A 24,337-nucleotide genomic window follows, 5' to 3' on the forward strand; every position below is an offset into this window, starting at 1 on the left:
GACGTTTCCATTTCGTGGCGCGGGAGCGCAACAGGGGGTAGTCTGGATTGGCCGTGGAGAATGGGCCGTTTGTAGGCACCACGATCGTGGCCGTGAGGCGAGACGGCAAGGGCGCCATGGCGGGGGATGGGCAGGTAACGCTTAGCGCGAATAACACGATAATGAAACAAACTGCCCGTAAGGTGAGGCGTATAAGTGGAGGGAAAGTCCTCGCCGGTTTTGCCGGCTCCGCGGCAGATTCCTTCAGCCTGTTCGAGCGTTTTGAATCCAAGCTGGCCGAGAGCAGGGGGAACCTGCAGCGCGCCGCTGTGGAACTCGCCAAGGACTGGAGGACAGATAGGGCGCTTCGCCGGCTCGAAGCGCTGATGATCGTCATGGACTCGACCGGGCTCCTGGTCATCTCGGGTAGTGGTGACGTGATCGAACCGGATGACTCCGTGGCCGCCATCGGGTCCGGCGGGCCATACGCCCTGGCCGCGGCAAGGGCCCTCGTCCGGTTTACCGGCCTGGACGCTGGTAAAATCGCCGCGGAGGCGCTGAAAGTGGCGTCGGAGATTTGCGTATTCACCAACGACCGCGTGGTGCTCGAGGAGATAGACGCGAGTTGAACCATGGGTGTCTTTTGGGGGAGAGGGGGCCGTCTGGGCATGGGTTCGAGTGAACTCACCCCTCGGCGGATCGTCGAGGAGCTTGACAAATATGTGGTCGGGCAGGCTAAAGCCAAGCGATCGGTAGCGATAGCGCTCAGGAACCGCATCCGGAGGCACAACGTCCCGCTGGAGCTGAGGGACGAGATAGTACCCAAGAACATCCTCATGATCGGCCCGACCGGAGTGGGCAAGACCGAAATCGCACGCAGGCTGGCACGGCTCGTGCATGCGCCGTTTGTCAAGGTTGAGGCCACCAAGTTTACCGAAGTCGGCTACGTCGGCCGTGACGTGGACGCCATGGTGAGAGACCTCGTCGAAAGTTCCGTGAGGATGACGAGGGCCGAACGCATGGAAGAGGTGAAGGACAAGGCGGCCGCGCTGGGCGAGGAACGCCTCCTGGATATCCTCGTCCCCATACCTTCACGGGAGTCGGGCCCCAGGAACCCGTTTGAGGCGATTTTCGGCGGGCAGAGGGCGCGGGAGCCTGACGAGGAGTTCGAGCAGCGCGTGAGCGAAGCCCGCAGGGCCCGCGATGAGGTGCGCGAGCTGTTGTCGGCCGGGGAGATCGAGGACCGCCTGGTGGATGTCGAGGTAGACGATAGTGCGACGCCGCTGATCGAGGTTTTCGACGGCAGCGGGATACAGGAAATGGGCGTGAATCTCCAGGACGTATTCGGCGGGTTGCTGCCCCGCAAGAAGAAGCGGCGGAAGATCCCCGTGGCCGAGGCGAGGAAGGTACTCGCGCAGGAAGAGGCGCAGAAACTCATCGACATGGACGCCGTCATATCCGAGGCTGTCCAGCGCGCCGAAGAAATGGGGATAGTCTTCATCGACGAAATGGACAAGATAGCGGGTCGCGAGAAGGGCCTGGGCCCCGATGTTTCGAGGGAGGGAGTGCAAAGGGACATACTCCCCATCGTAGAGGGTTCGACCGTGATGACGAAATACGGCCCCGTGAAGACGGACCACGTCCTGTTCATCGCGGCGGGGGCGTTCCACGTGTCGAAGCCCTCGGACCTGATCCCTGAGCTCCAGGGGAGATTCCCGATCCGGGTCGAACTCGAGGCGCTGGGCAGGGAGGATTTCAAGCGGATACTCACTGAACCTGAGAACGCGCTTACGAAGCAGTACCAGGCGTTGCTCGCGAGCGACGGGGTCACTCTGCGGTTTACTCCCGACGGGGTGGACGAGATAGCCGACATGGCGACCAGAGTCAATGAGCAGGCCGAGAACATCGGCGCGAGGCGGCTCCACACCGTCATGGAGAAGCTACTGGAAGACCTGTCGTTCGATGCGCCCGGCGCGGGCCCCAGGTCGGTTGTAATAGACAGGAATTACGTAAGGGCCAGGCTTTCGGACATCGTCGCCAACGCGGACATTTCAAGGTATATACTGTAAGTCGTGGGACCAGCGCACAGGGAGGGAAACAGATATGCAGTCGTTGTTGCAGAAGACGCGCTCCATTTTGCACCTGTTCCAGCAGCGCTCAGGAGGCTCCGGCGACTTCGGCGATGTGGCCGGGCTCCTCAGGGAATCGCTCTCGTGTAACGTCCTCATTTTGAACCGGAAGGGGGAGCTGCTGGGGGTTGCGCCGGCATGCGATTCCGGTTGCGAAATCATGAAGACGGATATCCTGGGGGCCGGGAGGGTTCCATTTGATTATAACGACCGTCTTCTCCTCATGGAGGAGACTGTAAACAACCTCCCACAGGACAGTGCGAGATGCGTGTTCTGCAGGGACAAGGCGTGCGACAGCGCCGACAGGATGACGACGGTAGTCCCGGTGACAGGCGACGGCGAGCGCCTGGGGACGCTCGTGCTGAACCGCCAGGGCAACGGGTTCGGCGAGGCGGACTTGGTCATCGCCGAGTACACCGCGATGATCATGGCCATGAAAATGCTCCGGTCGGCGGCCGTCGAGGCCGAGGAAGAGGGCAGGAAACGGGCGGCCGTCGAGGTCGCGCTCGGGACGCTCTCGTACTCCGAGATGGAGGCTGTCCACCACATATTCGACGAGCTCAACGGCACGGAGGGGTTCCTGGTTGCGTCGAAGATAGCCGACAGGGTGGGTATTACCAGATCGGTCATCGTCAACGCCCTGAGGAAGTTCGAGAGCGCGGGTGTCATCGAGTCCCGGTCACTGGGCATGAAAGGCACATTCATTCGCGTCCTTAACGACAAACTCGTCGAGGAGCTCGCGCGTTCTCGCCGGTAACAATATTTTGGCTGCTAGGCTACGAGGAACCGCAGGCGGAAGCCTGCGGTTCCTCGTACCTGTCCCGCGCCCCTTCATCGGATTATCGATAGATCTTGAAAAATATTTAGCTGCAAAAGAAGGAAAATGTGGTAATCTGTCGTATATGAGACAGCACCCAATTAAATAGGGCACGACTGCGCGATAAATGGCAAACCCACCGAAAGGTGGGGACGCAAAGCCACGGGTCTAAAGCCGCAAGGCCATGATAGCCGGGTTGCCGAAGCAGAGGGGGAGCGTGTCTCGCTCGTCTGTTGCGAAGGCAACCGGCGAGCGAGTTTGTTTTTGGTGGAGGGATCGTGGATGGTAGGCAGGGTCGTCAACGACGCGACGATGTCGCTCCTGGAGAAGGGGCTCGACCTCGCGTCCGTAAGGCACCGCGCGATCTCCGGAAATCTGGCTAACGCCAACACCCCCGGATATAAGCGCAGAGACGTATCGTTCGAGACGGTCATGCGCCGCGCCATCGAAGGGTCGATGTCCGGCGGTGACGACGAGGATGTCCCCATCGAGCGCGTCGTCATGGTCGACGGGAACAGGTCTCAGCGCAACGATGGGAACAACGTCGACGTCGACTACGAGATGACGGTACTGGGAGAGAACACGATCATCTACAACGCTATAGCCCGTCAGCTCTCGTTGAAGCTCGCGTTGATGAGGACAGTCATTACCGAGGGGAGGCGGTAGTCGTGCGCATCTTCAGATCCATGGATGCGAGCGCTTCCGGTCTGACCGCTGAAAGGTTGAGGCTCGACATCATCGCCGGAAACCTTGCGAACGCCAACACCACGCGTACGGCCGAGGGTGGCCCGTACCGCCGGAAGGTCCCCGTGTTTGTCCAGGGTGTAGGCAACGGGTTCCGGTCATTCTTCCAGGTGTTCTCGAAGTCCCTGGACGAAGCGCAGGGTGTCCAGGTGGGCGCGGTGGTTTCAGACGACCGGCCCGGGAAGATGAAGTACGAGCCCGGGCATCCGGATGCCGACCAGAACGGGTACGTGGCAATGCCGAACGTCGACGTTGTCACCGAAATGGTAGACATGATATCGGCCACCAGGGGATACGAGGCGAACGTATCCGCAATTAACGCCGCCAAGCAGATGGCGATGCGGGCGCTGGAGATCGGCCGCAGCTGATGGGGGGATGAATGATGCCCGGGATAGGGCCCGTCATAGGTAACATGGGAATACCGGTTTCGGGGGGTGCCTGGCCGCAGGCTCCGGTGACGAGGTCGAACGGCCTGGAGGGGGCCACAGGCGCATCCGCGCCCGGGACAACCGCTCAGGCACCGTCGTTTACTTCATATCTCAAGCAGGCGATCGATGACGTGAACGCGCTGCAGGTGGAGGCGGACGCCGCTTCCAGGTCGATGCTCGCCGGCGACGTGTCCGATATCCACCGCGTCGTGATCGCGAGCGAGAAGGCAAGCCTGGCCATGCACCTGGCGATCGAGGTCAGGAACAAGGTTATCGAGGCGTACCAGGAGATCATGAGGATGCAGGTTTGAGGGGTGAACCATGACTCCTACGAAAATCTTGGCGCAGGTAATCGAAACCTGGAAGAAGATGTCCCTGGCGGCGAAGGCCGTGGTGTCGGGAGCCGGAGTGCTCGTGCTAGTCGGACTCATAGTGCTGGTAGCCACGAGCTCTCGCGGTCCGAGGATGGAGCCCCTGTTTACCGGGCTCGATCCGAGGGATGCGTCGGACATGGTCGCGCGGCTTGAAAAGGACAAGGTGCCGTACAGGCTGGACGCCGGCGGGACCGCGATACTTGTCGCCGCTCACGACGTGCACAGGCTGAGATTGGTCCTCGCGGCCGACGGTCTTCCAAGGGGCGGAACCGTCGGGTTCGAGCTTATGGACAAGACCAGGATCGGGGCGACCGACTTCGACCGTCGCGTGAACTACGTCAGGGCCGTCCAGGGCGAGCTCACGCGCACAATTACGCAGATCGATGGTGTTGAGGCTGCGAGGGTGCACATAGTCCTGCCCGAGCAGAGCCTTTTCGTGTCCAAGGCAAGGCCGGCCACAGCGGCGGTGCTGGTAAAGGTCCGTCCGATGATGGAGCTGGACAAGCTGCAAGTCCGCGGGATCGCGAACCTTGTCTCGCGCAGTGTGGAGGGGCTCCGGCCCGAGGACGTCACAATCGTTGACTATAAGGGTAAAGTTCTGTCGTCCGAATACGGCCTGGATCAGACCTCGGCGGACAAGCAAGCGGGGTCGTTCATGGAAGTCAAGATGGCCTTTCAGAAAGACCTCGAGCGCAGCGTGCAGACGCTGCTCGAGACGGCCCTGGGCCAGGGGAACGTGGTGGCGCGCGTCAACGCCGACGTGAGTTTCGACCAGACGACGGTGTCGCGGAGCCTTTTCACGCCGGCCGACAACAACGAGGGCATCGCGAGAAGCATCAAGCAACTGCAGGAGGTGTTCCAGGGTACGGGCGGCGGAGCCGGCGGCGTGCCGGGAGTGCCATCCAACGTCCCCGGCTACTCCGGCGCTACGGTGCAGCCCGGGAACTCCTCCTACCAGAGGACGGAGACCACCAAGAACGTGGAGATTAACGAGGTACGCGAGAACACCGTAGTCGCTCCCGGGACAGTGAAGAGGCTTTCGGTGGCGGTGATCGTCAACAGGGACCTCACACCGGCCGAGAAAGGCGCGATCGAGAACACGGTCGCGGCGGCGGTCGGCATCGATCCGAAGCGCCAGGACACCATCACCGTTACCGGGATGCTGTTCGACACGACGCTGGTGGACCAGCTGAAGAAAGACATGGAGAAACCCGCCGGCGTGAAGATCCCGAAGTACGCGTATGCCGGCGCGGCTGCCCTGGCGCTCGCCATAGTTGCGGGGACGGTTTTCGTGATATTGCGCAGGAGGCGGGCGCTCGAACCTCAGTCCATCGCCGCGGAGGCCCTCGAGGCGGTCGTGGCCGAATCGAAGGAGCCGACGCCGGCTTCACGCGCGAAGGAGCACATCGAGAAGCTTGTGAGGCAGAATCCTGAAGGCGTCGCCCAGCTGCTGAAGACGTGGCTGGCGGAGGCGAGGTGAGTGTGATGCAGGCGCGTGCTGGCCTATCGGGAAGGCAGAAGGCGGCGATACTGATGATTTCCCTGGGGCCGGAGCTCTCGTCGAGGGTGTTCAAGCACCTGCGCGACGAGGAGATCGAGCAGCTCACGCTGGAGATCGCCGGTGTAAAGACCGTGCAGTCCGAGATCAGGGAGAAGGTATTCGAGGAGTTCCACGAGCTTGCCCTGGCTCAGCAGTACCTCAGCGAGGGCGGGATCGAGTATGCCAAGGAAGTGCTCGAAAAGGCCCTGGGCCAGCAAAAGGCCCTGAACGTACTGCAGCGGCTTACCGCGTCTTTACAGGTTCGGCCGTTCGACTTCCTGAGGAAGGCCGACCCATCGCAACTCATGGGCTTCATCCAGAACGAGCACCCGCAGACCATATCGCTGATACTGGCTTACCTGCATCCCGATCAGGCTGCGGCGGTGCTTTCCGCCCTGCCGCCGGAGGCGCAGGTTGAGGTGGCCAGGCGCGTGGCGCTCATGGACCGCACGTCTCCGGAAGTGATAAAGGAAGTCGAGAAGGTGCTCGAGCGAAAGCTTTCGTCGATGATGACCCACGAGTACTCAATGGCGGGGGGCGTGGGCACCGTGGTGGACGTGCTGAACAAGGTCGACCGCGGGACCGAGAAGACGATAATCGAGGCGCTCGAGATCCAGGATCCCGAGCTCGCCGAGGAAATCAAGAAGCGCATGTTCGTGTTCGAGGACGTCGTGATGCTCGACGACCGGTCGGTGCAGAGAGTGCTGCGTGAGGTCGACATGAGCAAGGACCTGCCGCTGGCTCTCAAGGTCGCCTCCAATGAGGTCAAGGAGAAGATCATGAAGAACATCTCCAAGCGCGCTCAGGAGAACCTCAAGGAGAGCATGCAGTACCTCGGCCCGGTCAGGCTGCGTGACGTCGAAGAAGCGCAGCAAAAGATCGTCAACCTGATCAGGCGCCTCGAGGACGAGGGCGAAGTCATGGTCATGCGCGGGGGGAGGGACGAGATCGTTGTCTAGGGTGATAAAGTCGGGCGATGTTGCCCTTACTGAACCGGAGCCGTTGAACCTGAGGGTGATCATCCCGTTCCTGCGCGAGGCGCCAGCCCCGGCATCAGGGGCCCCTCAGGTGGCCGCTGAGGCCACACAGGGAAAAGCGGCGAAGATGGAAGGCCCGTCGCCGCATGAAGAGGCGGACCGGGTTCTGCGCGAGGCGCGGGAGCGGTCCGAGGAGATCCTGGCTGAGGCTCGCGCCGAGGCCGGCAGGATTAAGGATGTCGCCAGGCTCGAGGGGTTCGAGCTCGGCCAGAAAGAGGGATTCGATGAGGGGCTGAGCCGCGCCGAGATCGAGGTCGAAGGGATGAAGAAGGAGGCGGCGCGCCTGGTCGAGGCGGCCAGGGACGAAGCCACGCGCATCGTGGCGGCGGCCGAACCCAAAATCGCCCAGATCGCCCTGGCGATCGCGAGGAAAGTGATCAAGCGCGAGGTCGCGGCGGACCCTGAGATAGTGCTCGGAAACGTGCGCGAGGCGCTGCGGAGGATCGGACGGGACGAATCGGTGTCCGTCAGGACGAGCCCAATTGAAGTCTCCGTCGTGCACGAGGCGCGCAAGGACCTCGCGCGGGAGTTCGACGCAATTTCCGAGATAAACGTGGAAGAGGACCCGTCCGTCGGTCCGGGCGGCTGCATAGTGACCACCGGGCGCGGGACCGTGGACGCCCGGATTGAGTCGCAGATCGACAAGGCCGGGGAGCATCTCATGGAGGCGGTAGATCTCAATGGTCGCGCTGGGTAGGCTGATCGACGCCATAGAAAAGGCCGACACAGTGACGTTCAAGGGAACGATCACCCGAGTCGTGGGCCTTGCCATCGAGTCCAGGGGACCCGTGGCCAAGCTCGGTGACATCTGCCAGATCAGACCCCAGCACGGCGAGTCGATACCCGCCGAGGTCGTGGGGTTCAGGGACGGTAGCGTGCTACTCATGCCCCTTGGTGGGATGGACGGCATCGCCCCAGGCGCCGAGGTCATCGCCCTGGGCCACCCGTTCCTCGTGCGCGTGGGCAAGGGCCTGCTAGGCCGGGTGCTCAACGGGTTGGGCAAACCCATCGACGGCCGGCCTGAACCTGTGACCGGGACAGTCTACTCGGCGAACAACGCGCCGCCGGACCCGCTGCTGAGGCGGCGGATCACCAGCCCCCTCGGGGTAGGCGTCAGGGCGATCGACAGCGTGCTCACCTGCGGAAGGGGCCAGCGTCTCGGCATATTCTCCGGGTCCGGGGTGGGGAAGAGCACGCTCCTCGGCATGATCGCGAGGAACACGTCGGCGGACGTCAGCGTGATAGCGCTCGTAGGGGAACGTGGCCGCGAGGTCAAGGACTTCATCGAGAAGGACCTCGGGGAGGAAGGCCTCAAGCGCTCAGTGGTGGTCGCCGCAACCTCCGATCAGCCGGCGCTGATAAGGATCAAGGCGGCGTTCGTGGCGACGGCGATCGCGGAGTTCTTCAGGGACCAGGGTCTGGACGTCGTCCTCATGATGGACTCGGTAACGAGGTTTGCGATGGCGCAGCGTGAGGTGGGACTCGCGATCGGCGAACCGCCGGCGACCAGGGGCTACACGCCGTCGGTCTTCGCGCTCCTGCCCAAGCTCCTGGAACGGTCGGGCACCGCGGCGCGGGGGAGCGTCACGGGGTTCTACACGGTACTCGTGGACGGCGACGACATGAACGAACCCATCGCGGACGCGGTGAGGGGTATCCTTGACGGGCACATCGTGCTTTCCCGCAACCTCGCGGCGCAGGGGCATTACCCGGCGATCGAGGTCCTGCAGAGCGTGAGCAGGGTTATGATCGACGTGGCCACGAGCGAGCACATCTCGTCGGCGATGAAACTCAGGTCCGTGCTTGCCACGTACAAGGAGGCCGAGGACCTGATAAACATAGGCGCGTACGTGCCGGGGTCCAATCCGCGGATCGACTACGCGCGGCAGATGATAGACAGGGTCAACGGTTTCCTGCGGCAGGGGATCTACGAGAGCGTTTCATACGAGGACGCCGTTAACGGGCTGCGTGAGATGTTCGTGGAGGCTGAGGCGGCTTGAAGCGGTTCGCGTTCCGGCTCGAGAGGGTACTCAAAGTCAGGGAGACCGTGCTGTCGACGAGGCAGGTCGCGCTCGCCGGAGCCCAGTTCCGGCTCGGCCAGGAGGAGGAAACCCTCGCCGCCGTCACCGGGACGCTCCGCAGGTCGGAGAGCCAGTTCCGCAAAGCGGCGTCGGGCGCCGCGGCTCCGTGGCGCCTGGCTCTCGCGTCCAGGTATGTCAGGTTCCTGGAGTTCGAGGAAGATAAGCAGCAGGTAGAGGTCGAGAAAGCCCGGGACCAGGTGGAGATATGCAGGCAGCGATTGATTGAGGCGCGGCAGGAGACCAGGATCCTTGAGAAACTGAAGGACAAGCGATTTGGCTCGTACGTATCCGAGGTACTGAAAGAAGACCAATCTACCCTGGACGAGATCGGAGTAACGAGTTACGTAACCAGGGGTCAGGTTTAGGAGCATTTCAGCGGAAAGGAGGTGAGAATGATGGTGGTTATCGACAGGGCAGTCGGGTTTGACTGTGGGGCGTGCGCCGGGGCCGGGCAAGACCGTAAGCAAGCGGCCGGCGACGTTCCGGCAGGGGCCTTCGCCGGGTTCGGCGACCTGCTGTCGCTACTCGTGGCGTCCATGGTCCAGCCCGGTGGCCAGGCTGTGCTGGGAGAACCGGTGGAACCCGGGATCGTAGGCGGGGTAGCCGGAGTGACCGGAACAGCCGTCGCACCCGGGCGTGTTCAATTTGCGAACGGGTCCGGCCAGGGCGTGCCGTTTCCGGACGGCGGGGTAGCCGGAGCCGCGGGCCTTCAGATGGCGGAAGCCGCGTGTGGTCCCACGCAGAGGCCTGCCGGTGAGGTCACGGGTATCGGGGGCGCTGGTACTCAGGCGACGTCGATGTTCGAGAGCGTCGTGGACGCTGGTGCTCAGGCGATGTCGATGTTCGAGAGCGTCGTGGACGCTGGTGCTCAGGCGATGTCGATGTTGGCGGTCGGGCTGGACAGGCCTCCGGTTGATGGTATCCCGTTCGCCGTGATCGAGACAAAGGACTCGGGCGCTGGTGTAGCCCACAGCGCGGCCCGGAAAGACGACGGCGCAAACCGGAATGACGGGATCGCGGGCGCTGTGGCACTGGGAGTGGCTGGGGACGGAGTCGCCGGATCGGGGACGAGTGAGGAGGCTGAATTGGCCTCTGCCGGAGATGCCGCGGAAGTTGGCGTTAGTGAGCCGGTCAGCGACGTTCCGGTGAAGGCGGGACCGGTTGCCACGGGTGAGGACGCGCCAGGCAAATATGCTACTCGGAAGACAGGCGACGCGGCCAGCGCTGAAAAGAGCTCGGAAAAGAGCGCGGAAAGCAGCGCCCGGGCCGGAGATGAACGGCCTGAGCAGGTACGCCCCAGGAAGTCGGCCGGTCGCACTGACGACGGGGGTCCGGAGACGGACGGCGCGGAATCGTCCAGGAATTCGGGCCAGCCGTTTGCGACCCACCTGGAGGCGCAGCCGGCGGAAACCGGCGAGGCTGCGGGCGCCCGTGCAACGGGAGTCGACCGCGCCGGACTCCGGACTTCGGAGATCGCGAGGCAAATCGTCCAGCAGGGGCGGCTCCTGAAGTTCCCCGAGCGGACGGAGGTGGAGATCAGGCTGAAGCCCGAGTGGCTTGGCCGAGTGACGCTGAGGATCGCATCCCAGGAGGGGCGTATCTCCGCGAGGTTCACGGTCGGGGAAGCCGGGGCCAAGACCGAAATCGAGTCGCGCCTCGGCGAACTCAGGCAAGGAATGTCCGACCAGGGCCTCGAGGTGAGTGACATCTCAGTCTCCGTTGGGGACGGACGCCAGTGGGCCGGACAACGCCACTGGGCACCGCAGGACGGTCAGATGGGCGGTAACCGTGGGGCGGCAGCCCACACCGGAGCCGCTGAGCCGACGGCGCCCGGTGACGTGGTGGTGGGGTTGCGTGCGCGTTACCGGTCAACGCCGGGGTCGTTGGACCTCATGGCGTGATCTGTGGCCAGCCAGGTGGGACACGACGAAAAGGAGGTTAGGGACGATGGAGATCCAGGGTGTACAGGGCACGACGACCCAGAGCACGACGGCGGTCACCAAGAGCGCGCAAGATCTCTCGGGACAATTCATGAAGCTGCTCGCGGCCGAGCTCAAATACCAGGACCCGATGTCGCCGCTCGAGGACAAGGACCTCATGGCGCAGGTCGCACAACTCTCGACGCTCGACTCGATCAACGAGATGAAAGAGAGCCAGGAAAGGTTGATGGCAGCCTCGCTCGTGGGCAGGCAGGTCAAGGTGGCCGACGGCGACTCGGAGCTCGAGGGCCTTGTGTGGGGCGTCAGGCTTCGTGATGGCATAGGGCTGCTGATCGGGGACAAGGAGGTTTCACTGGACCAGGTGATCGAGGTGAGGTGAACTCAGGATGGCCATCGACGGGCTTGAAGCCTCAAGACGGCTGATTCCCATAGGGCCGCCGGGGCCAAGGCCTCCTGTGGAAGGGGCGGAGCGGGCGCCCGGTGAGTTCCGGAAGATCCTGGAGAGCGAGCTCGACGGGCACAGGCTGAAGTTCTCGGCTCACGCGCAGAAGAGAATCGAGCAGAGCCCGGTGAGTTTCGGCAGGGCGGAAGTGGACAGGGTGGCCAGGGCGGTGAATCTGGCGGAGTCCAAGGGCTCAAGGGAATCGCTGGTACTGCTTGATAACATGGCGCTGGTGGTGAGCGTGAAGAACCGCACGGTGATCACGGCGGTGGACATGCAGAGGATGAAAGACAACATCTTCACAAACATCGACAGCGCGGTGATCGTGTAAAGGGGCCGGACCTCTTTGAGGGAGCCCCAGGAGCCGCCGAACAATCGAGGCGGCGCAGACGTCCCGCTTGCCCGGTGGAAGCGGCAGCGGAGGCAGGTTCCAAACTAAAGGGAGGTCAGAAAGACTATGATGCGTTCGATGTTCTCGGCCGTTTCGGGCCTGAAGACCCACCAGATAAGGATGGACGCCATCGGCAACAACATCGCCAACGTCAACACGATCGGCTTCAAAGCCGGCCGCGTGACCTTTCAGGAGATGTTCAGCCAGACAATGAGGGGCGCGTCGGCGCCCGACGCTGACAAGGGCGGCACCAACCCGCAGCAAGTGGGGCTCGGTGTAGCACTGGGAAGCATCGACACGATCCATGGCCAGGGCAACCGGCAATCGACCGCCAAGGTCACCGACCTCGCGATCCAGGGCAGTGGGTTTTTTGTAGTCGATGACGGTGGCACGAAGTACTACACCCGCGCCGGCGCGTTCGACCTCGACAGCCAGGGCAACCTGGTTGACCCCGGCGGGAGGCTGGTCCAGGGCTGGATGGCCACGAACGGCGTGTTCGGGTCGAAGGACACCGCGACCCTGTCGAGCATAGCGATTCCGGTTGGGCAGGCCATCCAGGCGACGCCTACTACGAACGTGACCTGGGGTCACAACCTGGACGCAAGCGCCGTCGCTGGCTTCACCCGGACGACGTCGGTGGACGCACTCGACTCACTCGGCCGGTCCCACTCCATAACCATGGAGTTCCAGAAGACGGCGGTCCCAAACGAGTGGGCGTGGACCGCAACCGGACCGGCCGGCATCTCGGGCAACACGGGGACGATCACGTTTAACCCCGACGGGACGTTTAACGCAATGACCGGTGGCCCGGTGCAGTTCAGCCCGGCAGGAGCCAACCCGGTCAGCATTACGTGGGACTTCAGCCGTGTCACACAGAACGCCGGCGAGTCCTCTATGGAGTTCATCGAAAGGGACGGGAGCCCGATGGGCACCCTCGGGAGGATCACGATAGATGCGTCCGGCGTAATCACCGGGACGTACTCAAACGGCCGTACGCAGGCGATAGCGCAGGTATCCATCGGGAACTTCGCGAACCCGGGTGGCCTCCTGAGAGTCGGTGACAACCTGTACGAGGAGTCGAACAACTCCGGTCCGGTACAGATAGGTGAGGCGGGCACCGGCGGCCGCGGGGACATATTCCCGAGCGCGCTGGAGATGTCCAACGTGGACCTGGCGGAGGAGTTCACCAGCATGATCGTTACCCAGAGAGGCTTCCAGGCCAACTCGAGGGTAATCACGGCCTCCGACGAGCTACTGCAGGACCTGGTTAATCTGAAGAGGTAACGCTTGAGGCTCAGGGGGAGTGACCTATGGTCAAGGTTCGCCGGCTGAACGGTGAGGAGATTGTCATAAGTGCCGACATGATCGAGGCCATGGAGGCCACCCCGGATACGGTCATAACACTGACCAACGGCAAGCGGTTCGTCGTGAAGGACAGCGTGGACGATGTGATCCGGAAGGTCGTCGAGTACAAGAGGGGCATCTTCGGGTTCCCCTGGGGGTGCCCCCCTTCCTCCCCTGGCTGCGGATCGTTTGGGGGGTAACGTATGGACGTCGGGACGCTAGTAGGGCTCGGACTGGGATTCACGTTCATAATCCTAGGGATTGTGCAGGGAGGGAACCTGGCCGGTTTCTGGGACTTCCCGTCGATAATGATCACTTGCGGGGGGTGCCTCGCCTCCACGGTCGTTGCGTACCCGCTGTTACAGCTGTCCGCGGTTACGAAGGTCCTGCGCAAGGCGTTCATGACGAAGAATGACGATCCGTCCAGCATAATAGATTTCCTGGTCCAGTTCGCCGAGAAGGCGAGGCGGGAGGGGCTCCTCTCGCTGGAAGAGGACGCCGATCAGCTGGAGGACGACTTTCTTAAGAAGGGTATCCAGCTCGTGGTCGACGGGACTGACCCCGAGCTTGTGCGGACGATGCTTGAGACGGAGCTTGCGTTCCTCGAGGAGAGGCACAAGCAAGGCCAGGCGATGTTCGAGACGATGGGCAGCATGGCGCCCGCGTACGGCATGATCGGCACGCTCATCGGACTCATCCAGATGTTGCGCACACTGGATGACCCGAAGAAAATAGGCCCGGGTATGGCGGTGGCCATCGTTACCACGTTCTACGGAGCCGTGCTGTCCAATCTCGTGTTCATGCCAATCGCGAACCGGCTCAAGGTCAGGACCGCCGAGGAGATCCTCCTCAAGGAGGTTATGATCGAGGGCATTCTCTCGATCCAGTCCGGCGACAACCCCAGGATCGTGGAGGAGAAGCTCAAGTCATTCCTCGCGCCCAATCTCAGGAAGTCCACCAGGGGCCGGATAGGGGAGGTGGCCGAGAATGGCCAGGCGGCAGAAAGGTAGTCCGTCAGGATCGGCGCCGGCGACCTGGATCACGACATACGGTGATATGATGTCGCTGCTCCTGACCTTCTTTATCCTGTTGTTCGCGCTCTCGACCATAAACGAAGCCAAGTTCAGGCTGGCCAGGGCATCGCTGGCGGCGGCGTTCGGCGGCATATTCACCGAAAACACCACGGTGGTGGGCGAGGCGACGCCACCGACGCAACAGCAGCTGGAAGCCGCCCTGCAGGAGTTGGAGAGACAGGACTTCGCGCAGTTTGAGGACGTACGCCAGGCTGTGCAGAATTACGTGGCCAGGGAAGGACTCGCCACGCAGATAGAGGTGTCGGAGGACTCGCGCGGTCTGATAATCCGGTTTGCCGATTCGGTGCTGTTCGACCTGGGTAAGGCCGACCTCAGGCCGGACGCAAGGTCGATACTCGACAAGGTGATTGCGGTCATAAAACCGCTCCCTAATCACATCAGGGTCGAGGGGCACACCGACGACCTGAAGATCAACACCGAGAGGTTCCCGTCGAACTGGGAGCTCTCGGCGGGGCGCTCGAGCGCCGTGGCGCGGTATTTCATTGATAGGCACGGAATGCCGCCCACGCGGCTGTCAATTGCCGGCTACGGAGAGTACCGGCCGATCGCACCCAATGACAGCGAATCTAACAGGCGGAGAAACCGTCGCGTCGACATAGTTATCCTGAGGCTCAGTACGGGACGAAACGAGCCGAAAGCCGGGGGGGCCTGGTAACGTGAAGAAGTTCCTTCCCAGGGTGATCAGTGTTGTGGTGGCCACATTGCTGATTACGGGTGTGTCCGCGGGCACGGCCTACATAATCACCAGGAGACCGCTGGTCATAAGGGAGGCCAAGAGCGCAAAGAAGGGTATGTTCTCGGCCGGCGAGTTCACGACCAACCTTGCGCCGAACGAAGCCAAGACGAAGTACATCAAGGTCAGGATCGAGCTCGAGGTCGCGGATGAGAAGAGCCTCGAGGCTATGGCTGCTCAACAGGCGGTCATAAGGGACCAGATACTCGGCGTGCTGCGGTCGAAGACATTCCACGACGTGACGGGCGACGAAGGTATGCAGGCCCTCGGCCGCGCGATCGTGGTACAGCTGAACAACGTGCTGAAAGGTACGCAGGTAACAGGGGTTTATTTCACCGAGTTCGTCGTGCAGTAAGGCGGGTATTCGGAGGGCGACAGCGATGGAGATGTTGAGCCAGGCGGAAGTCGATCAGCTCATATCACAACTGGCGACAGGCGTTCCCGCGAAGACCGGTGGGCGGTCGAAGCAGGATGAACCCAGCGTGGGTAGTGTGAGGATATACGACTTCCGGAGACCCGACAAGTTCTCCAAGGACCAGCTGAGGACGATTCAGATGATCCACGACGGCCTGTCGAGGCAGCTGACCGGATTTCTGGCCAGCAAGACCAGGACGGTCGTGCAGCTATTCATAACGTCCGTGGACCAGATGACGTACATGGAATTCCTCAGGGGGGTTTCAAACCCCGGCATAATCGGCGTGATCAACATGACGCCGCTCAACGGGAGGGCCCTTCTCGAGATAACCCCCAACGTCGGGTTTCCAATGATAGACCGGCTGCTGGGTGGTCCGGGGCACGCCATGAGCAAGGCGCGTTCGCTGACGGAGATAGAGCTGACTGTCATCGACGGTATAATACGCGGTTTTGTCGGTGCCCTCATGGAATCGTGGAAGAACATCATTGAGATCGAACCCTCGCTCGAAGGGATAGAGACCAACCCGTTGTTCGTGCAGGTCATCGCACCCAACGAGGTAGTGGTCGTGGTTTCAATGGAGACACGCATCGGCGATTGTGCGGGCGCAATGAACCTGTGCCTCCCGTACCTCTGCATTGAGCCCGTACTCCCGAGGCTGTCCGCCCACCAGTGGTTCTCGAGCGCGCAGCGTAGCGGGCAAAAGGAGACGGAGAGCATAACCACCGGCCTCAGCGAGGTGTCGCTCAACATCACCGCGGAGCTCGGGGATGCGGAGATTACTGTGGAAGACCTGCTCAGCCTGGAGCCCGGCGACGTCGTGGAGCTACGCCAGAGGATCAGCCAGTGCCTCAAGGTTATCGTAGACGGCCGGTACAAGCTGGCCGGCAGGGCGGTCAGGTCCGGGAAGAAAATCGCGGTTGTCATCAGTAAGGCTGTGGGGGAGTGAAATAGCATGGGCGGCGTCATAAAGGGGACGGGTATGCCGGGAGACCGGGAACTCAAGGCGCTGGGGGAAATGATGGGGCGGGTACTTTCCGCAACCACGGACGCCCTCGGCACGCTGTTGGGCAGGAAGGTGTCCTTCGAGGCGGGCGGCGCCACCGTGGTTAAACAGGGGCCGGTGCTCGACAAGCAGGGAGAGCGGGTACTGGCGGCCATAGCCCTGAACGGAGAGGCGGAAGGGAACGCAGTTCTCAGTTGCGCCGCCGCATCCGCTGTCGTGCTAATCGACCTCATGATGGGGGGAGACGGATCCGGGGCGGACCAGGCGTTGAAGCCTGAGGAGATCGACGCGCTGGGGGAACTCGTGAACCAGGCAACCGGCGCGGCGATGACCGGGCTGGGCGCCCTGTACGGAATCCAGTGCAAGCACTCCGTCCAGAGGGTTTTCACCGTCGCGCCGGATTCGGTCGACGCGTTCAACCAGAGGCTCGATTACCCTGTCATAAATCTCTCCTGGACTATGCAGATCGGCGAGAGCCTGGCGGTGGAGTTCGATCAGATCGTGGAAAGGCGGCTCATCACGGCCCTGCTTGACGCGCTCAACGAGAAAGGTGATGCGCGGGATGCGAAGCCCGCGGCGCCCAAGGCGGCTCCTGCGGTAGCGCTGGAGCAGGCGCCTGCCGCAGGGGTTTCCGACGCGGCCCTCCTGATTTCGAGGCAGTCCGGGATCTCGGGAGATGGCAATGGCGCAGGGGCGCAGACCGGTCCGGTGCCGGTTCGGATGCACCAGTTCCCCGAGCTCGAGGGAGCGGGGGTCTCACAGGAGCCTCGAAAGATAGACATGCTGCTGGACGTACCCCTGAACCTCACCGTGGAACTCGGGCGGACGAGGAGACTCGTGAAAGACATCCTCCAGCTGGGGCCGGGGTCTGTTATAGAACTGGACAAGCTCGCGGGTGAGGCTGTCGATGTGCTGGTCAACGGCAGGCTGCTTGCGAAGGCCGAAGTTGTGGTGATAGACGAAAATTTCGGGGTCAGGATCACGGAGATCGTCGGCCGGACCGATCGGCTCAAGGACCTCAGGCAATAGGGGTGAGCGGATGTTCCAGGTAATCCAGGCTTTGTTCTTCCTGGCACTGGTCGCGGGACTTGCGTATCTTGCCTCGAGGCTCATGGGGGCCGGCGTCGTTCGCATGGCTCAGGGGCGAAGAATCCGGCTGATCGAAGTCGTCAGCCTGGGGGCGAGGAGGCACGCCTGCATAGTCTCGGTTGGCGGGCGGGCGTTCCTGCTGGGCGTGACCGAGCAGTGCGTTTCGAAAATCGCCGAGTTCGCCGGCGATGAGGCGGAGGCTCTGTGGGCGGCCGAGTCGCTCGAGGATGGATACTCCGCGGGTTCGCCCGATTTCCTCTCGAAGCTGGGCTCGATTTTGAAGAGGCCGGGGGAGGGCCGCAAGGGATGAGTCGTCGTGGCCGGACCCTCGTGGTCCTCGCAGTTGTCATCGCATCGGTGTTGGTGGTGAGCCGTGGCGCCGGAGCCGCGCCTCAGATTCCCATCCCGAAGATAAGCATTGACGTCGGGACTGCGGACAAGCCGCAGGAAGTCTCGGGCGCGCTGAAGATCCTCCTGCTGCTCACTGTGCTGTCGCTGGCGCCGGCGATCCTGATCCTGATGACCTCGTTCACGAGGATCATGGTGGTGCTGTCGTTCGTGAGGAACGCTCTCGCGACCCAACAGATGCCACCGAACCAGGTGCTTATCGGGCTTGCGCTTTTCTTGACGTTTTTCGTGATGTCGCCCGTCTGGAACCAGGTAAACGATAACGCGCTGCAGCCTTACCTGGCCGGTGAGATCGCCCAGGACCGCGCGATGGAGCTCGCGCTGAAACCGGTTCGCGAGTTCATGCTCAAGCAGACCCGGGAGAAGGACCTGGAGCTGTTCATCGGCCTCGGGGGGTTCCCGAGGCCGAATACGCCGGACGACGTGCCGACTTACGCCATCGTCCCCGCGTTCTGCCTGAGCGAACTGAAGACGGCCTTCCAGATAGGGTTCATGGTATTCGTCCCGTTCCTGGTCATCGACATGGTAGTGGCGGCGACGCTCATGTCCATGGGCATGTTGATGCTGCCGCCGATGATGATATCGCTTCCCTTCAAGATACTCCTCTTCGTGCTCGTGGACGGCTGGCACCTGATTACGAAGTCGCTGCTGCTGAGCTTCAAGTGACCGTCGCGGGGGTGGCGGAATGACTCAGGAATTCGTTATTTCCATGGGGCGCGAAAGCCTCGGGATCGTGCTCCTGTTGTGTGGCCCGCTGGTCGGACTGGCCCTCGTGGTCGGGATACTCGTTTCATTGTTCCAGGCGACAACGCAGATACACGAGCAGACGCTGACCTTCGCGCCGAAGATGGTGGCAGTGTTCGCGGGCCTGTTGATATTCGGCCCGTGGATGCTGACGACCGCCGTGGAGTACACGGTGCGCCTCCTGAGCGCGATACCGGCGAACGTCAGGTAGGTGACGGGATTGGACGTCGACACTGTCATAGAGAGATTCCCGGCGTTATTGCTGATATTCGTAAGGTTCTCGGGGCTCATGGCCACCATGCCTGTGTTCTCGTCCAGGTACATACCTGTCAGGATCAGGGTCATGGTTGCTGGTTTCCTGGCGGTGTTTGCATTGCCGTCGGTAACGCCGGTCGAGGTGCCCGGCAGCCTCGTCGGTCTGGCGCTGTTCGCCGTGAACGAGCTGGCGGTCGGGATGGCCGTGGGATATGCGGCTTCGGTCGTGCTGTCGGCTATCCAGCTCGCGGGGCAGTTGATTGACACGGAGCTCGGTTTCGGGATGGTGAACGTGATCGACCCGCAGTACGGGCTGCCGGCGCCCCTTTTCGGCAACTTCTACTATCTTATAGCTCTCATGCTTCTGCTTGCGGTTGGTGGGGAAAGGGCGACGATAGCGGCTCTTGTGAGGAGCTTCAAGGAGATCCCGATAGGGGCGATCGTGTCCCCTCCGGAGCCCGGGTTCGTGGTCGACCTGGTCGCCGGCGTGTTCACAACGGCGCTCAAGATCTCCGCGCCGCTCCTGGGGGCGCTGTTCCTGGTGACCCTTGCGCTGGGCATCGTGGCCAGGACGGTACCGCAAATGAACGTGTTCATAGTCGGGCTTCCCGTCAAACTGGTGGCGGGGCTCATAGTCCTCGTGGCGGGTTTCCCGGTCTATCTTGGACTCGTCGATGACATCGTGAGCGACATGGTCCGGGCGGCGGAGGGAGCCGCGCGGCTCCTGGCGCGGTAGGCGGAACGGAGGCCGGCGGAGTTGTTCAACCTCCAGGTGTTTGCTGAGGAGAAAAGGGAGGCCCCCACACCGCGGCGCAGGCTGCTGGCGCGGCAGAGGGGTCAGGTGTTCCGCTCCGCGGACCTCGTCTCCGCCGTGGGGCTCGTCGCCGGGGTCACGGCCATGCGGATCTGGGTTCCCTACTCGACGCACGAGATCGCCGCCTTCGCGAAGCGCCTGTGGGGGAACGCCCCCGCTGCGGATGTTGGGATAAGTGGACTCGCGGACCTCGGACTGGCGTCACTCTGGCTGGTGGCGAAAACCCTGGCCGTGGTGATCGGCGCCGTCCTTATCGCAGGGGTCGCGGCGAGTTCCATTCAGACGGGCGCCGTGTTCACGGCTGAACCGCTCGCTCCGAAGCTGGACAGGTTGAACCCGATCACCGGATTCCAGAGGATATTCTCGAAAAGGGCGGCCGTCGAGGCCCTGAAGTCGCTGCTCAAGGTCATGATCGTGGGGTGGATAGCTTTCGGGTCGGTGAAGGGCGAATGGGAGCGCCTCGGGGCGCTGTCGATGATACATCCCATTGAGGCGGTGGCAAGGGTCGGGGACATGTCGGTGGGGCTTTTCAACAGAGCGGGCCTCGGCCTGCTAATCATAGGTATGCTGGACATGGGGTACCAGTGGTGGGAGCACGAGATGAGCCTCAAGATGACCAGGCAGGAACTCAAAGAGGAATTGAAAGAGACCGAAGGCAGGCCGGAGGTCAAAGCGAGGATCCGCCAGATCCAGCGGCAGATGGCTATGCGCCGCATGATGCAGGATGTCAAGAAGGCGGACGTCGTGGTTACCAACCCGACGCACTACGCGGTAGCCCTCAGGTACGAGGCTCACCGAATGGTCGCGCCGCTGGTGCTGGCCAAGGGGGCGGACCTGCTGGCTCAGAGGATCAGGAGCGAGGCGGAGAAACACGGGGTAACCATCGTGAGGAACCAGCCGCTGGCTCAGGCGCTGTACAGGATGGTGGACATCGGCAAGGCCATACCGCCGGAGCTTTACCAGGGTGTCGCCGAGGTACTCGCTTTCGTATATCGCCTGAAGTCGAGGGCGGTGCATGAATGATGATTGATCGCCAGGTCCGGAAGGGGGTGGGTCGGTGAGGAACGGAGACGCCGTACTGGCGGCGGCTGTAGTGCTCGTGGTGGGCATGATGCTCATCCCGTTGCCGCCTGTGCTGCTCGACCTGCTGTTTGCCGTCAACATAAGCATCAGCCTGATGATGCTGCTGGTGACGATGTACACCATGCAACCGCTCGACTTCGCGGTGTTCCCATCGCTCTTGTTGCTCACCACCATCCTGAGGCTGGCTCTGAACGTCTCGGCGACGAGGCTGATCCTGCTCGGGGGCTACGCAGGGCAGATCATCAATTCGTTCGGGAACTTCGTGGTCGGCGGCGACCCGGTGGTAGGGTTCATCGTGTTCCTGATTCTCGTAATCATCCAGTTTATTGTGATCACACGGGGTGCCGAGAGGGTGGCCGAGGTTGCGGCGAGGTTCACGCTGGACGCCCTGCCCGGCAAGCAGATGAGCATTGACGCGGATCTGAACGCGGGTCTCATCAACGATCAGCAGGCCAGGGAGCGCCGCCAGAAGGTGCAACGGGAGGCCGATTTCTACGGCTCCATGGACGGCGCGTCCAAGTTCGTGAAGGGCGACGCGATCGCCGCGCTGCTAATCACGGCGATCAACCTGATCGGCGGGTTCATTATCGGCGTGTTCAGCGGGATGTCGCCTCTCGACTCGTGGCAGACGTACGCGCTGCTGACGGTGGGTGGCGGCCTCGCGGCGCAGGTGCCGGCCCTGCTGATCTCCACGGCTACGGGCATCATCGTCACGCGGGCAGCGTCGGATGGAAGTCTCGGCGAGGACCTGGTCGGGCAGCTCCTTGCGCAGCCGAAGATACTGGGCATCTCGGGCGGCGTGCTGATGGCGCTCGGAGTCGTGCCCGGGCTTCCGCACATACCGTTCCTGGCGCTGGGGGTAGGGCTGCTGGGGCTGGCGAGCGTGGTGAGATCGGGCGCCCGGAAGAAGAAGGAAGCCGCGGCCAGGGAGGCCAGGGACGAGGAGGCCGAGGCGCTGCGCAGGCCGGAAAGCGTCCTCCCGCTGATACCGCTCGATCCGCTCGAGATAGAGCTGGGTTACGGGTTGATCGGCCTCGCCGACCCCAGCCAGGGCGGCGACCTCCTGGACAGGGTGGTCATGGTCAGGCGTCAGATGGCGCTGGACTGGGGCCTTGTCGTACCGCCCATCAGGGTGAGAGACAACCTCGGGCAGCTCGAACCGAACGAATACGTGATCAAGCTGAGGGGCGCCGAGGTGGCGAAGGGCGAGCTGATGGCCGACCACTACCTTGCGATGAGCCCGTGCGGAGAGGACGACGTGCAGGGCATTCCGACGAAAGAACCCGCGTTCGGGCTGCCGGCGGTGTGGGTAACCGGGGAGGCGAAGGAGAAGACGGAACTGCTCGGCTACACAGTAGTCGATCCGTCGTCGGTACTGGCGACACACCTGGCCGAGGTGCTGAAGTCGAGAGCCTATGAGCTGCTGACCCGTCAGACGGTGAAGGACCTGCTGGACACGGTCAAGCAGTCGCACGCGGCCCTGGTGGACGAGCTATCGCCCAACCTCCTGAGTCTGGGCGAGATACAGAAGGTGCTCCAGAACCTCCTGCGCGAGGGCATACCCGTGCGGGACATGGTGACGATACTCGAGACCCTGGCGGACTACGCCCGCGTCACGAGGGAGACGGATCTCCTGACTGAGTACGTCAGACAGGCGATGGCGAGGACGATCACCAGGCAGTTCAAGCTGAACAGCGGCAGGGCCAAGGTGGTGACCGTAGATCCTGCGCTGGAGAGGCGGGTCCTCGAAGCGGTCAAGAAGTCCGACCGGGGCAGCTACATAGCGCTGGACCCCGCGTTGATAGAAAGTATAGGGCGCTCGCTCGACGAGATGGTCGGTAGACTCATCTCGACCGGCGCCCAGCCTGTGGTCCTGTGCTCGTCCCCTGTGAGGGTTTACGTGAGGCGACTCGTCGAGAGGCTGTCTCCGAGAGTTGCAGTTCTGGCTTATGAGGAGATCGACCCGTCGGCCCAACTCGAATCGGTGGGGATGATCAGCGCATGAGTGAGAAGCATCCCATAAGACCCGGGTCCCTGTGGAGAATCACGGTGCGGGGTGGACGCCACCAGGGGGCCTATCCGACGGTGGTGGAGTGGGTTTCGAACGAAGACCGCGCGGTAGGCGTGGGGATGCCCATCCGGCGCGGGCGGTTCGTGGCGATACCGCGTGGGACTGCGGTGCACGTAATGCAGGACGGTGAGCCGGCGTACACGTTCGACACCGTGGTTGAGGGCTTCCGCGATGACGGCGCCCCGGTGCTGATAGTGAAGTACCCGGAGAAGATGGACAAGATTCAGCGGCGGTCCTTCGTGAGGGTCCCTGTGACAGCCAAGGCGACCGTGGCGGTAATCAGGCCGGATGGCACCGCCGGACGGCGCGTGGACGTGAACCTCAAAGACATCAGCGCGGGCGGTGTCGGGTTCGTCTCGAAAGAGGCGTTCAACACCGGGGACGTGGTGCACATGCTGGTTCCATCGTTCGAGGTACGAGCGTTCGCGGAAGTGATTCGGGTGGAGAACCTCCATCCTGTGGGGAGCCCGCAGCACTACGTGATCGGTGTGAGATTCAGAGGAATACCCGAGAGGGAAATAGCCAGGATGACACGGAGGATCTTCCACGAGCAACTGGTCCTCCGGCGCAAAGGACTGGTATAGGGGGTGGCCACGTGGTTGTGAGTCAGGAACCGGTTGACCTGTGGTCAATCTACAAGTCCGCGCGCGACGCGGGCGCCAGAGAGAAGATCGTGATGAAGCACGCGGCGCTCGTCAAGTACGTGGCGGGGAGGCTCGCCATGGGGCTGCCTCCGTACGTGGAAGTTGACGACCTGGTAAGCTACGGCATACTCGGGCTGCTCGATGCCATCGAGAAATTCGACCCGCGCCGCGGCGTGAAGTTCGAGACGTACGCGATCGCGCGGATACGGGGAGCCATGCTGGACGGGCTCAGGGCGCTCGACTGGGTGCCGGCGTCGCTCAGGCAGAAGGCCCGCGAGATCGAGAGGCAGTACCAAGCGCTGGAGGCGAAGCTCGGGAGGCCCGCCAGCGATGAGGAGGTCGCGCAGGCTCTCGGCCTGAGTGTCGGCGAGTTCCAGAAGCGCCTGGCCACACTGAGCGGGGTTTCGCTGGTGTACCTCGAGGACATCTGGTTTGGATCCGATGACGACGAGGGCGGTTTCCGCGCGATAGAGATGATACCCGACCCGGATGGGGCCGACCCCGCAGGTCACCTGGAAGTGGAAGAGACGAAGAGACTCGTCGCGGAGGCTATAGACCGTCTTCCGGAAAAGGAACGCCTCGTTATCGCCCTGTACTACTACGAAGGCCTGACTGTCAAGGAAATCAGCAAGATAATGACTGTGTCGCCGTCGCGAGTGTCGCAGCTCCACACGAGGGCCATTCTGAGACTGAGGGGGCGCCTTTCGAGGGACAAAGTGGACCTGATGTAGGAGGGGG

Annotated in this window: 29 protein-coding genes and 1 riboswitch; all 29 genes read left to right on the forward strand. The window is 62.6% G+C overall.

From position 1 onward, the window contains the following. Positions 1-53 precede the first annotated feature (53 nt). Complete coding sequence (hslV, locus tag HPY55_11390; protein NPV71226.1) at positions 54-608, forward strand: ATP-dependent protease subunit HslV; 555 nt, start codon at positions 54-56, stop codon at positions 606-608. Between the two features lie 39 nt (positions 609-647). After that, positions 648-2,048, forward strand: coding sequence for an ATP-dependent protease ATPase subunit HslU (hslU, locus tag HPY55_11395; protein NPV71227.1), 1,401 nt, complete (start codon positions 648-650; stop codon positions 2,046-2,048). A gap of 34 nt (positions 2,049-2,082) precedes the next feature. After that, positions 2,083-2,865: a GTP-sensing pleiotropic transcriptional regulator CodY gene (gene codY, locus HPY55_11400; protein NPV71228.1), complete on the forward strand. Its 783-nt coding sequence runs from the start codon at positions 2,083-2,085 to the stop codon at positions 2,863-2,865. Between the two features lie 179 nt (positions 2,866-3,044). Next, positions 3,045-3,129, forward strand: a riboswitch (cyclic di-GMP riboswitch). A gap of 78 nt (positions 3,130-3,207) precedes the next feature. Continuing rightward, positions 3,208-3,591 carry a flagellar basal body rod protein FlgB gene (flgB, locus tag HPY55_11405; protein ID NPV71229.1) on the forward strand — a complete coding sequence of 128 codons (384 nt, stop codon included), beginning with the start codon at positions 3,208-3,210 and terminating at the stop codon, positions 3,589-3,591. 2 nt (positions 3,592-3,593) lie between these two features. Further along, positions 3,594-4,037 carry a flagellar basal body rod protein FlgC gene (flgC, locus tag HPY55_11410; GenBank protein NPV71230.1) on the forward strand — a complete coding sequence of 148 codons (444 nt, stop codon included), beginning with the start codon at positions 3,594-3,596 and terminating at the stop codon, positions 4,035-4,037. A 44-nt stretch (positions 4,038-4,081) separates the two neighbouring features. Then, complete coding sequence (fliE, locus tag HPY55_11415) at positions 4,082-4,408, forward strand: flagellar hook-basal body complex protein FliE (protein ID NPV71231.1); 327 nt, start codon at positions 4,082-4,084, stop codon at positions 4,406-4,408. Positions 4,409-4,418: 10 nt separating this feature from the next. Further along, complete coding sequence (gene fliF / locus HPY55_11420; GenBank protein NPV71232.1) at positions 4,419-5,951, forward strand: flagellar M-ring protein FliF; 1,533 nt, start codon at positions 4,419-4,421, stop codon at positions 5,949-5,951. Between the two features lie 5 nt (positions 5,952-5,956). Then, a complete protein-coding gene (gene fliG, locus HPY55_11425; protein NPV71233.1) occupies positions 5,957-6,970 on the forward strand; it encodes a flagellar motor switch protein FliG in 1,014 nt (337 codons plus the stop codon). Beyond that, positions 6,963-7,745, forward strand: a complete 783-nt coding sequence (locus HPY55_11430) for a hypothetical protein (protein ID NPV71234.1) — start codon at positions 6,963-6,965, stop codon at positions 7,743-7,745. Before fliG ends, HPY55_11430 begins: the two co-directional genes overlap by 8 nt. Next, positions 7,729-9,048, forward strand: a complete 1,320-nt coding sequence (fliI, locus tag HPY55_11435) for a flagellar protein export ATPase FliI (protein NPV71235.1) — start codon at positions 7,729-7,731, stop codon at positions 9,046-9,048. The genes HPY55_11430 and fliI overlap by 17 nt, the downstream gene beginning before the upstream one ends. Continuing rightward, the gene (fliJ, locus tag HPY55_11440; GenBank protein NPV71236.1) at positions 9,045-9,494 is read left to right on the forward strand and encodes a flagellar export protein FliJ; all 450 of its coding nucleotides are present in this window, start codon (positions 9,045-9,047) and stop codon (positions 9,492-9,494) included. The genes fliI and fliJ overlap by 4 nt, the downstream gene beginning before the upstream one ends. A gap of 27 nt (positions 9,495-9,521) precedes the next feature. Further along, positions 9,522-11,030 (forward strand): flagellar hook-length control protein FliK, encoded by a 1,509-nt coding sequence (locus HPY55_11445; protein NPV71237.1) that lies wholly within the window; start codon positions 9,522-9,524, stop codon positions 11,028-11,030. Positions 11,031-11,076: 46 nt separating this feature from the next. Continuing rightward, positions 11,077-11,448, forward strand: a complete 372-nt coding sequence (locus HPY55_11450) for a hypothetical protein (protein NPV71238.1) — start codon at positions 11,077-11,079, stop codon at positions 11,446-11,448. A 7-nt stretch (positions 11,449-11,455) separates the two neighbouring features. Continuing rightward, entirely contained in the window at positions 11,456-11,842 is a 387-nt protein-coding gene (locus HPY55_11455) for a flagellar protein (protein ID NPV71239.1), read from the forward strand. Between the two features lie 126 nt (positions 11,843-11,968). After that, positions 11,969-13,186, forward strand: a complete 1,218-nt coding sequence (locus HPY55_11460; GenBank protein NPV71240.1) for a flagellar hook protein FlgE — start codon at positions 11,969-11,971, stop codon at positions 13,184-13,186. A gap of 26 nt (positions 13,187-13,212) precedes the next feature. Further along, positions 13,213-13,446: a flagellar FlbD family protein gene (locus tag HPY55_11465; GenBank protein NPV71241.1), complete on the forward strand. Its 234-nt coding sequence runs from the start codon at positions 13,213-13,215 to the stop codon at positions 13,444-13,446. A 3-nt stretch (positions 13,447-13,449) separates the two neighbouring features. Then, the gene (locus HPY55_11470) at positions 13,450-14,256 is read left to right on the forward strand and encodes a flagellar motor protein (GenBank protein NPV71242.1); all 807 of its coding nucleotides are present in this window, start codon (positions 13,450-13,452) and stop codon (positions 14,254-14,256) included. Continuing rightward, complete coding sequence (locus HPY55_11475; protein ID NPV71243.1) at positions 14,234-14,995, forward strand: flagellar motor protein MotB; 762 nt, start codon at positions 14,234-14,236, stop codon at positions 14,993-14,995. The genes HPY55_11470 and HPY55_11475 overlap by 23 nt, the downstream gene beginning before the upstream one ends. A 1-nt stretch (position 14,996) precedes the next feature. After that, positions 14,997-15,428, forward strand: coding sequence for a flagellar basal body-associated FliL family protein (locus tag HPY55_11480; GenBank protein NPV71244.1), 432 nt, complete (start codon positions 14,997-14,999; stop codon positions 15,426-15,428). Positions 15,429-15,453: 25 nt separating this feature from the next. Continuing rightward, complete coding sequence (fliM, locus tag HPY55_11485; protein NPV71245.1) at positions 15,454-16,434, forward strand: flagellar motor switch protein FliM; 981 nt, start codon at positions 15,454-15,456, stop codon at positions 16,432-16,434. A gap of 6 nt (positions 16,435-16,440) precedes the next feature. After that, the gene (gene fliN, locus HPY55_11490; protein ID NPV71246.1) at positions 16,441-17,520 is read left to right on the forward strand and encodes a flagellar motor switch protein FliN; all 1,080 of its coding nucleotides are present in this window, start codon (positions 16,441-16,443) and stop codon (positions 17,518-17,520) included. A gap of 10 nt (positions 17,521-17,530) precedes the next feature. Then, positions 17,531-17,890 carry a flagellar biosynthetic protein FliO gene (fliO, locus tag HPY55_11495; GenBank protein NPV71247.1) on the forward strand — a complete coding sequence of 120 codons (360 nt, stop codon included), beginning with the start codon at positions 17,531-17,533 and terminating at the stop codon, positions 17,888-17,890. After that, positions 17,887-18,654 carry a flagellar type III secretion system pore protein FliP gene (gene fliP, locus HPY55_11500; GenBank protein NPV71248.1) on the forward strand — a complete coding sequence of 256 codons (768 nt, stop codon included), beginning with the start codon at positions 17,887-17,889 and terminating at the stop codon, positions 18,652-18,654. The genes fliO and fliP overlap by 4 nt, the downstream gene beginning before the upstream one ends. A gap of 19 nt (positions 18,655-18,673) precedes the next feature. Continuing rightward, positions 18,674-18,943, forward strand: a complete 270-nt coding sequence (gene fliQ, locus HPY55_11505; protein NPV71249.1) for a flagellar biosynthesis protein FliQ — start codon at positions 18,674-18,676, stop codon at positions 18,941-18,943. 9 nt (positions 18,944-18,952) lie between these two features. Then, entirely contained in the window at positions 18,953-19,723 is a 771-nt protein-coding gene (fliR, locus tag HPY55_11510) for a flagellar type III secretion system protein FliR (GenBank protein ID NPV71250.1), read from the forward strand. 21 nt (positions 19,724-19,744) lie between these two features. Then, on the forward strand, positions 19,745-20,824 hold the full coding sequence (flhB, locus tag HPY55_11515) for a flagellar biosynthesis protein FlhB (protein NPV71251.1): 1,080 nt from the start codon (positions 19,745-19,747) through the stop codon (positions 20,822-20,824). Positions 20,825-20,858: 34 nt separating this feature from the next. Further along, the gene (gene flhA, locus HPY55_11520; GenBank protein NPV71252.1) at positions 20,859-22,889 is read left to right on the forward strand and encodes a flagellar biosynthesis protein FlhA; all 2,031 of its coding nucleotides are present in this window, start codon (positions 20,859-20,861) and stop codon (positions 22,887-22,889) included. Beyond that, positions 22,886-23,539: a hypothetical protein gene (locus tag HPY55_11525; protein ID NPV71253.1), complete on the forward strand. Its 654-nt coding sequence runs from the start codon at positions 22,886-22,888 to the stop codon at positions 23,537-23,539. The genes flhA and HPY55_11525 overlap by 4 nt, the downstream gene beginning before the upstream one ends. A 92-nt stretch (positions 23,540-23,631) precedes the next feature. Beyond that, complete coding sequence (locus HPY55_11530; GenBank protein ID NPV71254.1) at positions 23,632-24,330, forward strand: FliA/WhiG family RNA polymerase sigma factor; 699 nt, start codon at positions 23,632-23,634, stop codon at positions 24,328-24,330. The last annotated feature ends 7 nt before the right edge of the window (positions 24,331-24,337 follow it).

The sequence above is a fragment of the Bacillota bacterium genome, assembly GCA_013178305.1.
GTDB lineage: Bacteria > Bacillota > Sulfobacillia > JABLXB01 > JABLXB01 > JABLXB01.

Bases quoted from the DNA above. Each gene is read 5' to 3' on its own strand.
- fliM (NPV71245.1), top strand. From the start codon at position 15,454: ATGGAGATGTTGAGCCAGGCGGAAGTCGATCAGCTCATATCACAACTG.
- HPY55_11530 (NPV71254.1), top strand. From the start codon at position 23,632: ATGAAGCACGCGGCGCTCGTCAAGTACGTGGCGGGGAGGCTCGCCATG.
- fliE (NPV71231.1), top strand. From the start codon at position 4,082: ATGGGAATACCGGTTTCGGGGGGTGCCTGGCCGCAGGCTCCGGTGACG.
- fliO (NPV71247.1), top strand. From the start codon at position 17,531: ATGTTCCAGGTAATCCAGGCTTTGTTCTTCCTGGCACTGGTCGCGGGA.
- fliN (NPV71246.1), top strand. From the start codon at position 16,441: ATGGGCGGCGTCATAAAGGGGACGGGTATGCCGGGAGACCGGGAACTC.
- codY (NPV71228.1), top strand. From the start codon at position 2,083: ATGCAGTCGTTGTTGCAGAAGACGCGCTCCATTTTGCACCTGTTCCAG.
- HPY55_11470 (NPV71242.1), top strand. From the start codon at position 13,450: ATGGACGTCGGGACGCTAGTAGGGCTCGGACTGGGATTCACGTTCATA.
- HPY55_11450 (NPV71238.1), top strand. From the start codon at position 11,077: ATGGAGATCCAGGGTGTACAGGGCACGACGACCCAGAGCACGACGGCG.
- fliQ (NPV71249.1), top strand. From the start codon at position 18,674: ATGACTCAGGAATTCGTTATTTCCATGGGGCGCGAAAGCCTCGGGATC.
- HPY55_11445 (NPV71237.1), top strand. From the start codon at position 9,522: ATGATGGTGGTTATCGACAGGGCAGTCGGGTTTGACTGTGGGGCGTGC.
- HPY55_11525 (NPV71253.1), top strand. From the start codon at position 22,886: ATGAGTGAGAAGCATCCCATAAGACCCGGGTCCCTGTGGAGAATCACG.
- fliF (NPV71232.1), top strand. From the start codon at position 4,419: ATGACTCCTACGAAAATCTTGGCGCAGGTAATCGAAACCTGGAAGAAG.
- hslU (NPV71227.1), top strand. From the start codon at position 648: ATGGGTTCGAGTGAACTCACCCCTCGGCGGATCGTCGAGGAGCTTGAC.
- fliG (NPV71233.1), top strand. From the start codon at position 5,957: ATGCAGGCGCGTGCTGGCCTATCGGGAAGGCAGAAGGCGGCGATACTG.
- fliI (NPV71235.1), top strand. From the start codon at position 7,729: ATGGTCGCGCTGGGTAGGCTGATCGACGCCATAGAAAAGGCCGACACA.
- HPY55_11455 (NPV71239.1), top strand. From the start codon at position 11,456: ATGGCCATCGACGGGCTTGAAGCCTCAAGACGGCTGATTCCCATAGGG.
- flgB (NPV71229.1), top strand. From the start codon at position 3,208: ATGGTAGGCAGGGTCGTCAACGACGCGACGATGTCGCTCCTGGAGAAG.
- HPY55_11475 (NPV71243.1), top strand. From the start codon at position 14,234: ATGGCCAGGCGGCAGAAAGGTAGTCCGTCAGGATCGGCGCCGGCGACC.
- fliP (NPV71248.1), top strand. From the start codon at position 17,887: ATGAGTCGTCGTGGCCGGACCCTCGTGGTCCTCGCAGTTGTCATCGCA.
- HPY55_11460 (NPV71240.1), top strand. From the start codon at position 11,969: ATGATGCGTTCGATGTTCTCGGCCGTTTCGGGCCTGAAGACCCACCAG.
- HPY55_11465 (NPV71241.1), top strand. From the start codon at position 13,213: ATGGTCAAGGTTCGCCGGCTGAACGGTGAGGAGATTGTCATAAGTGCC.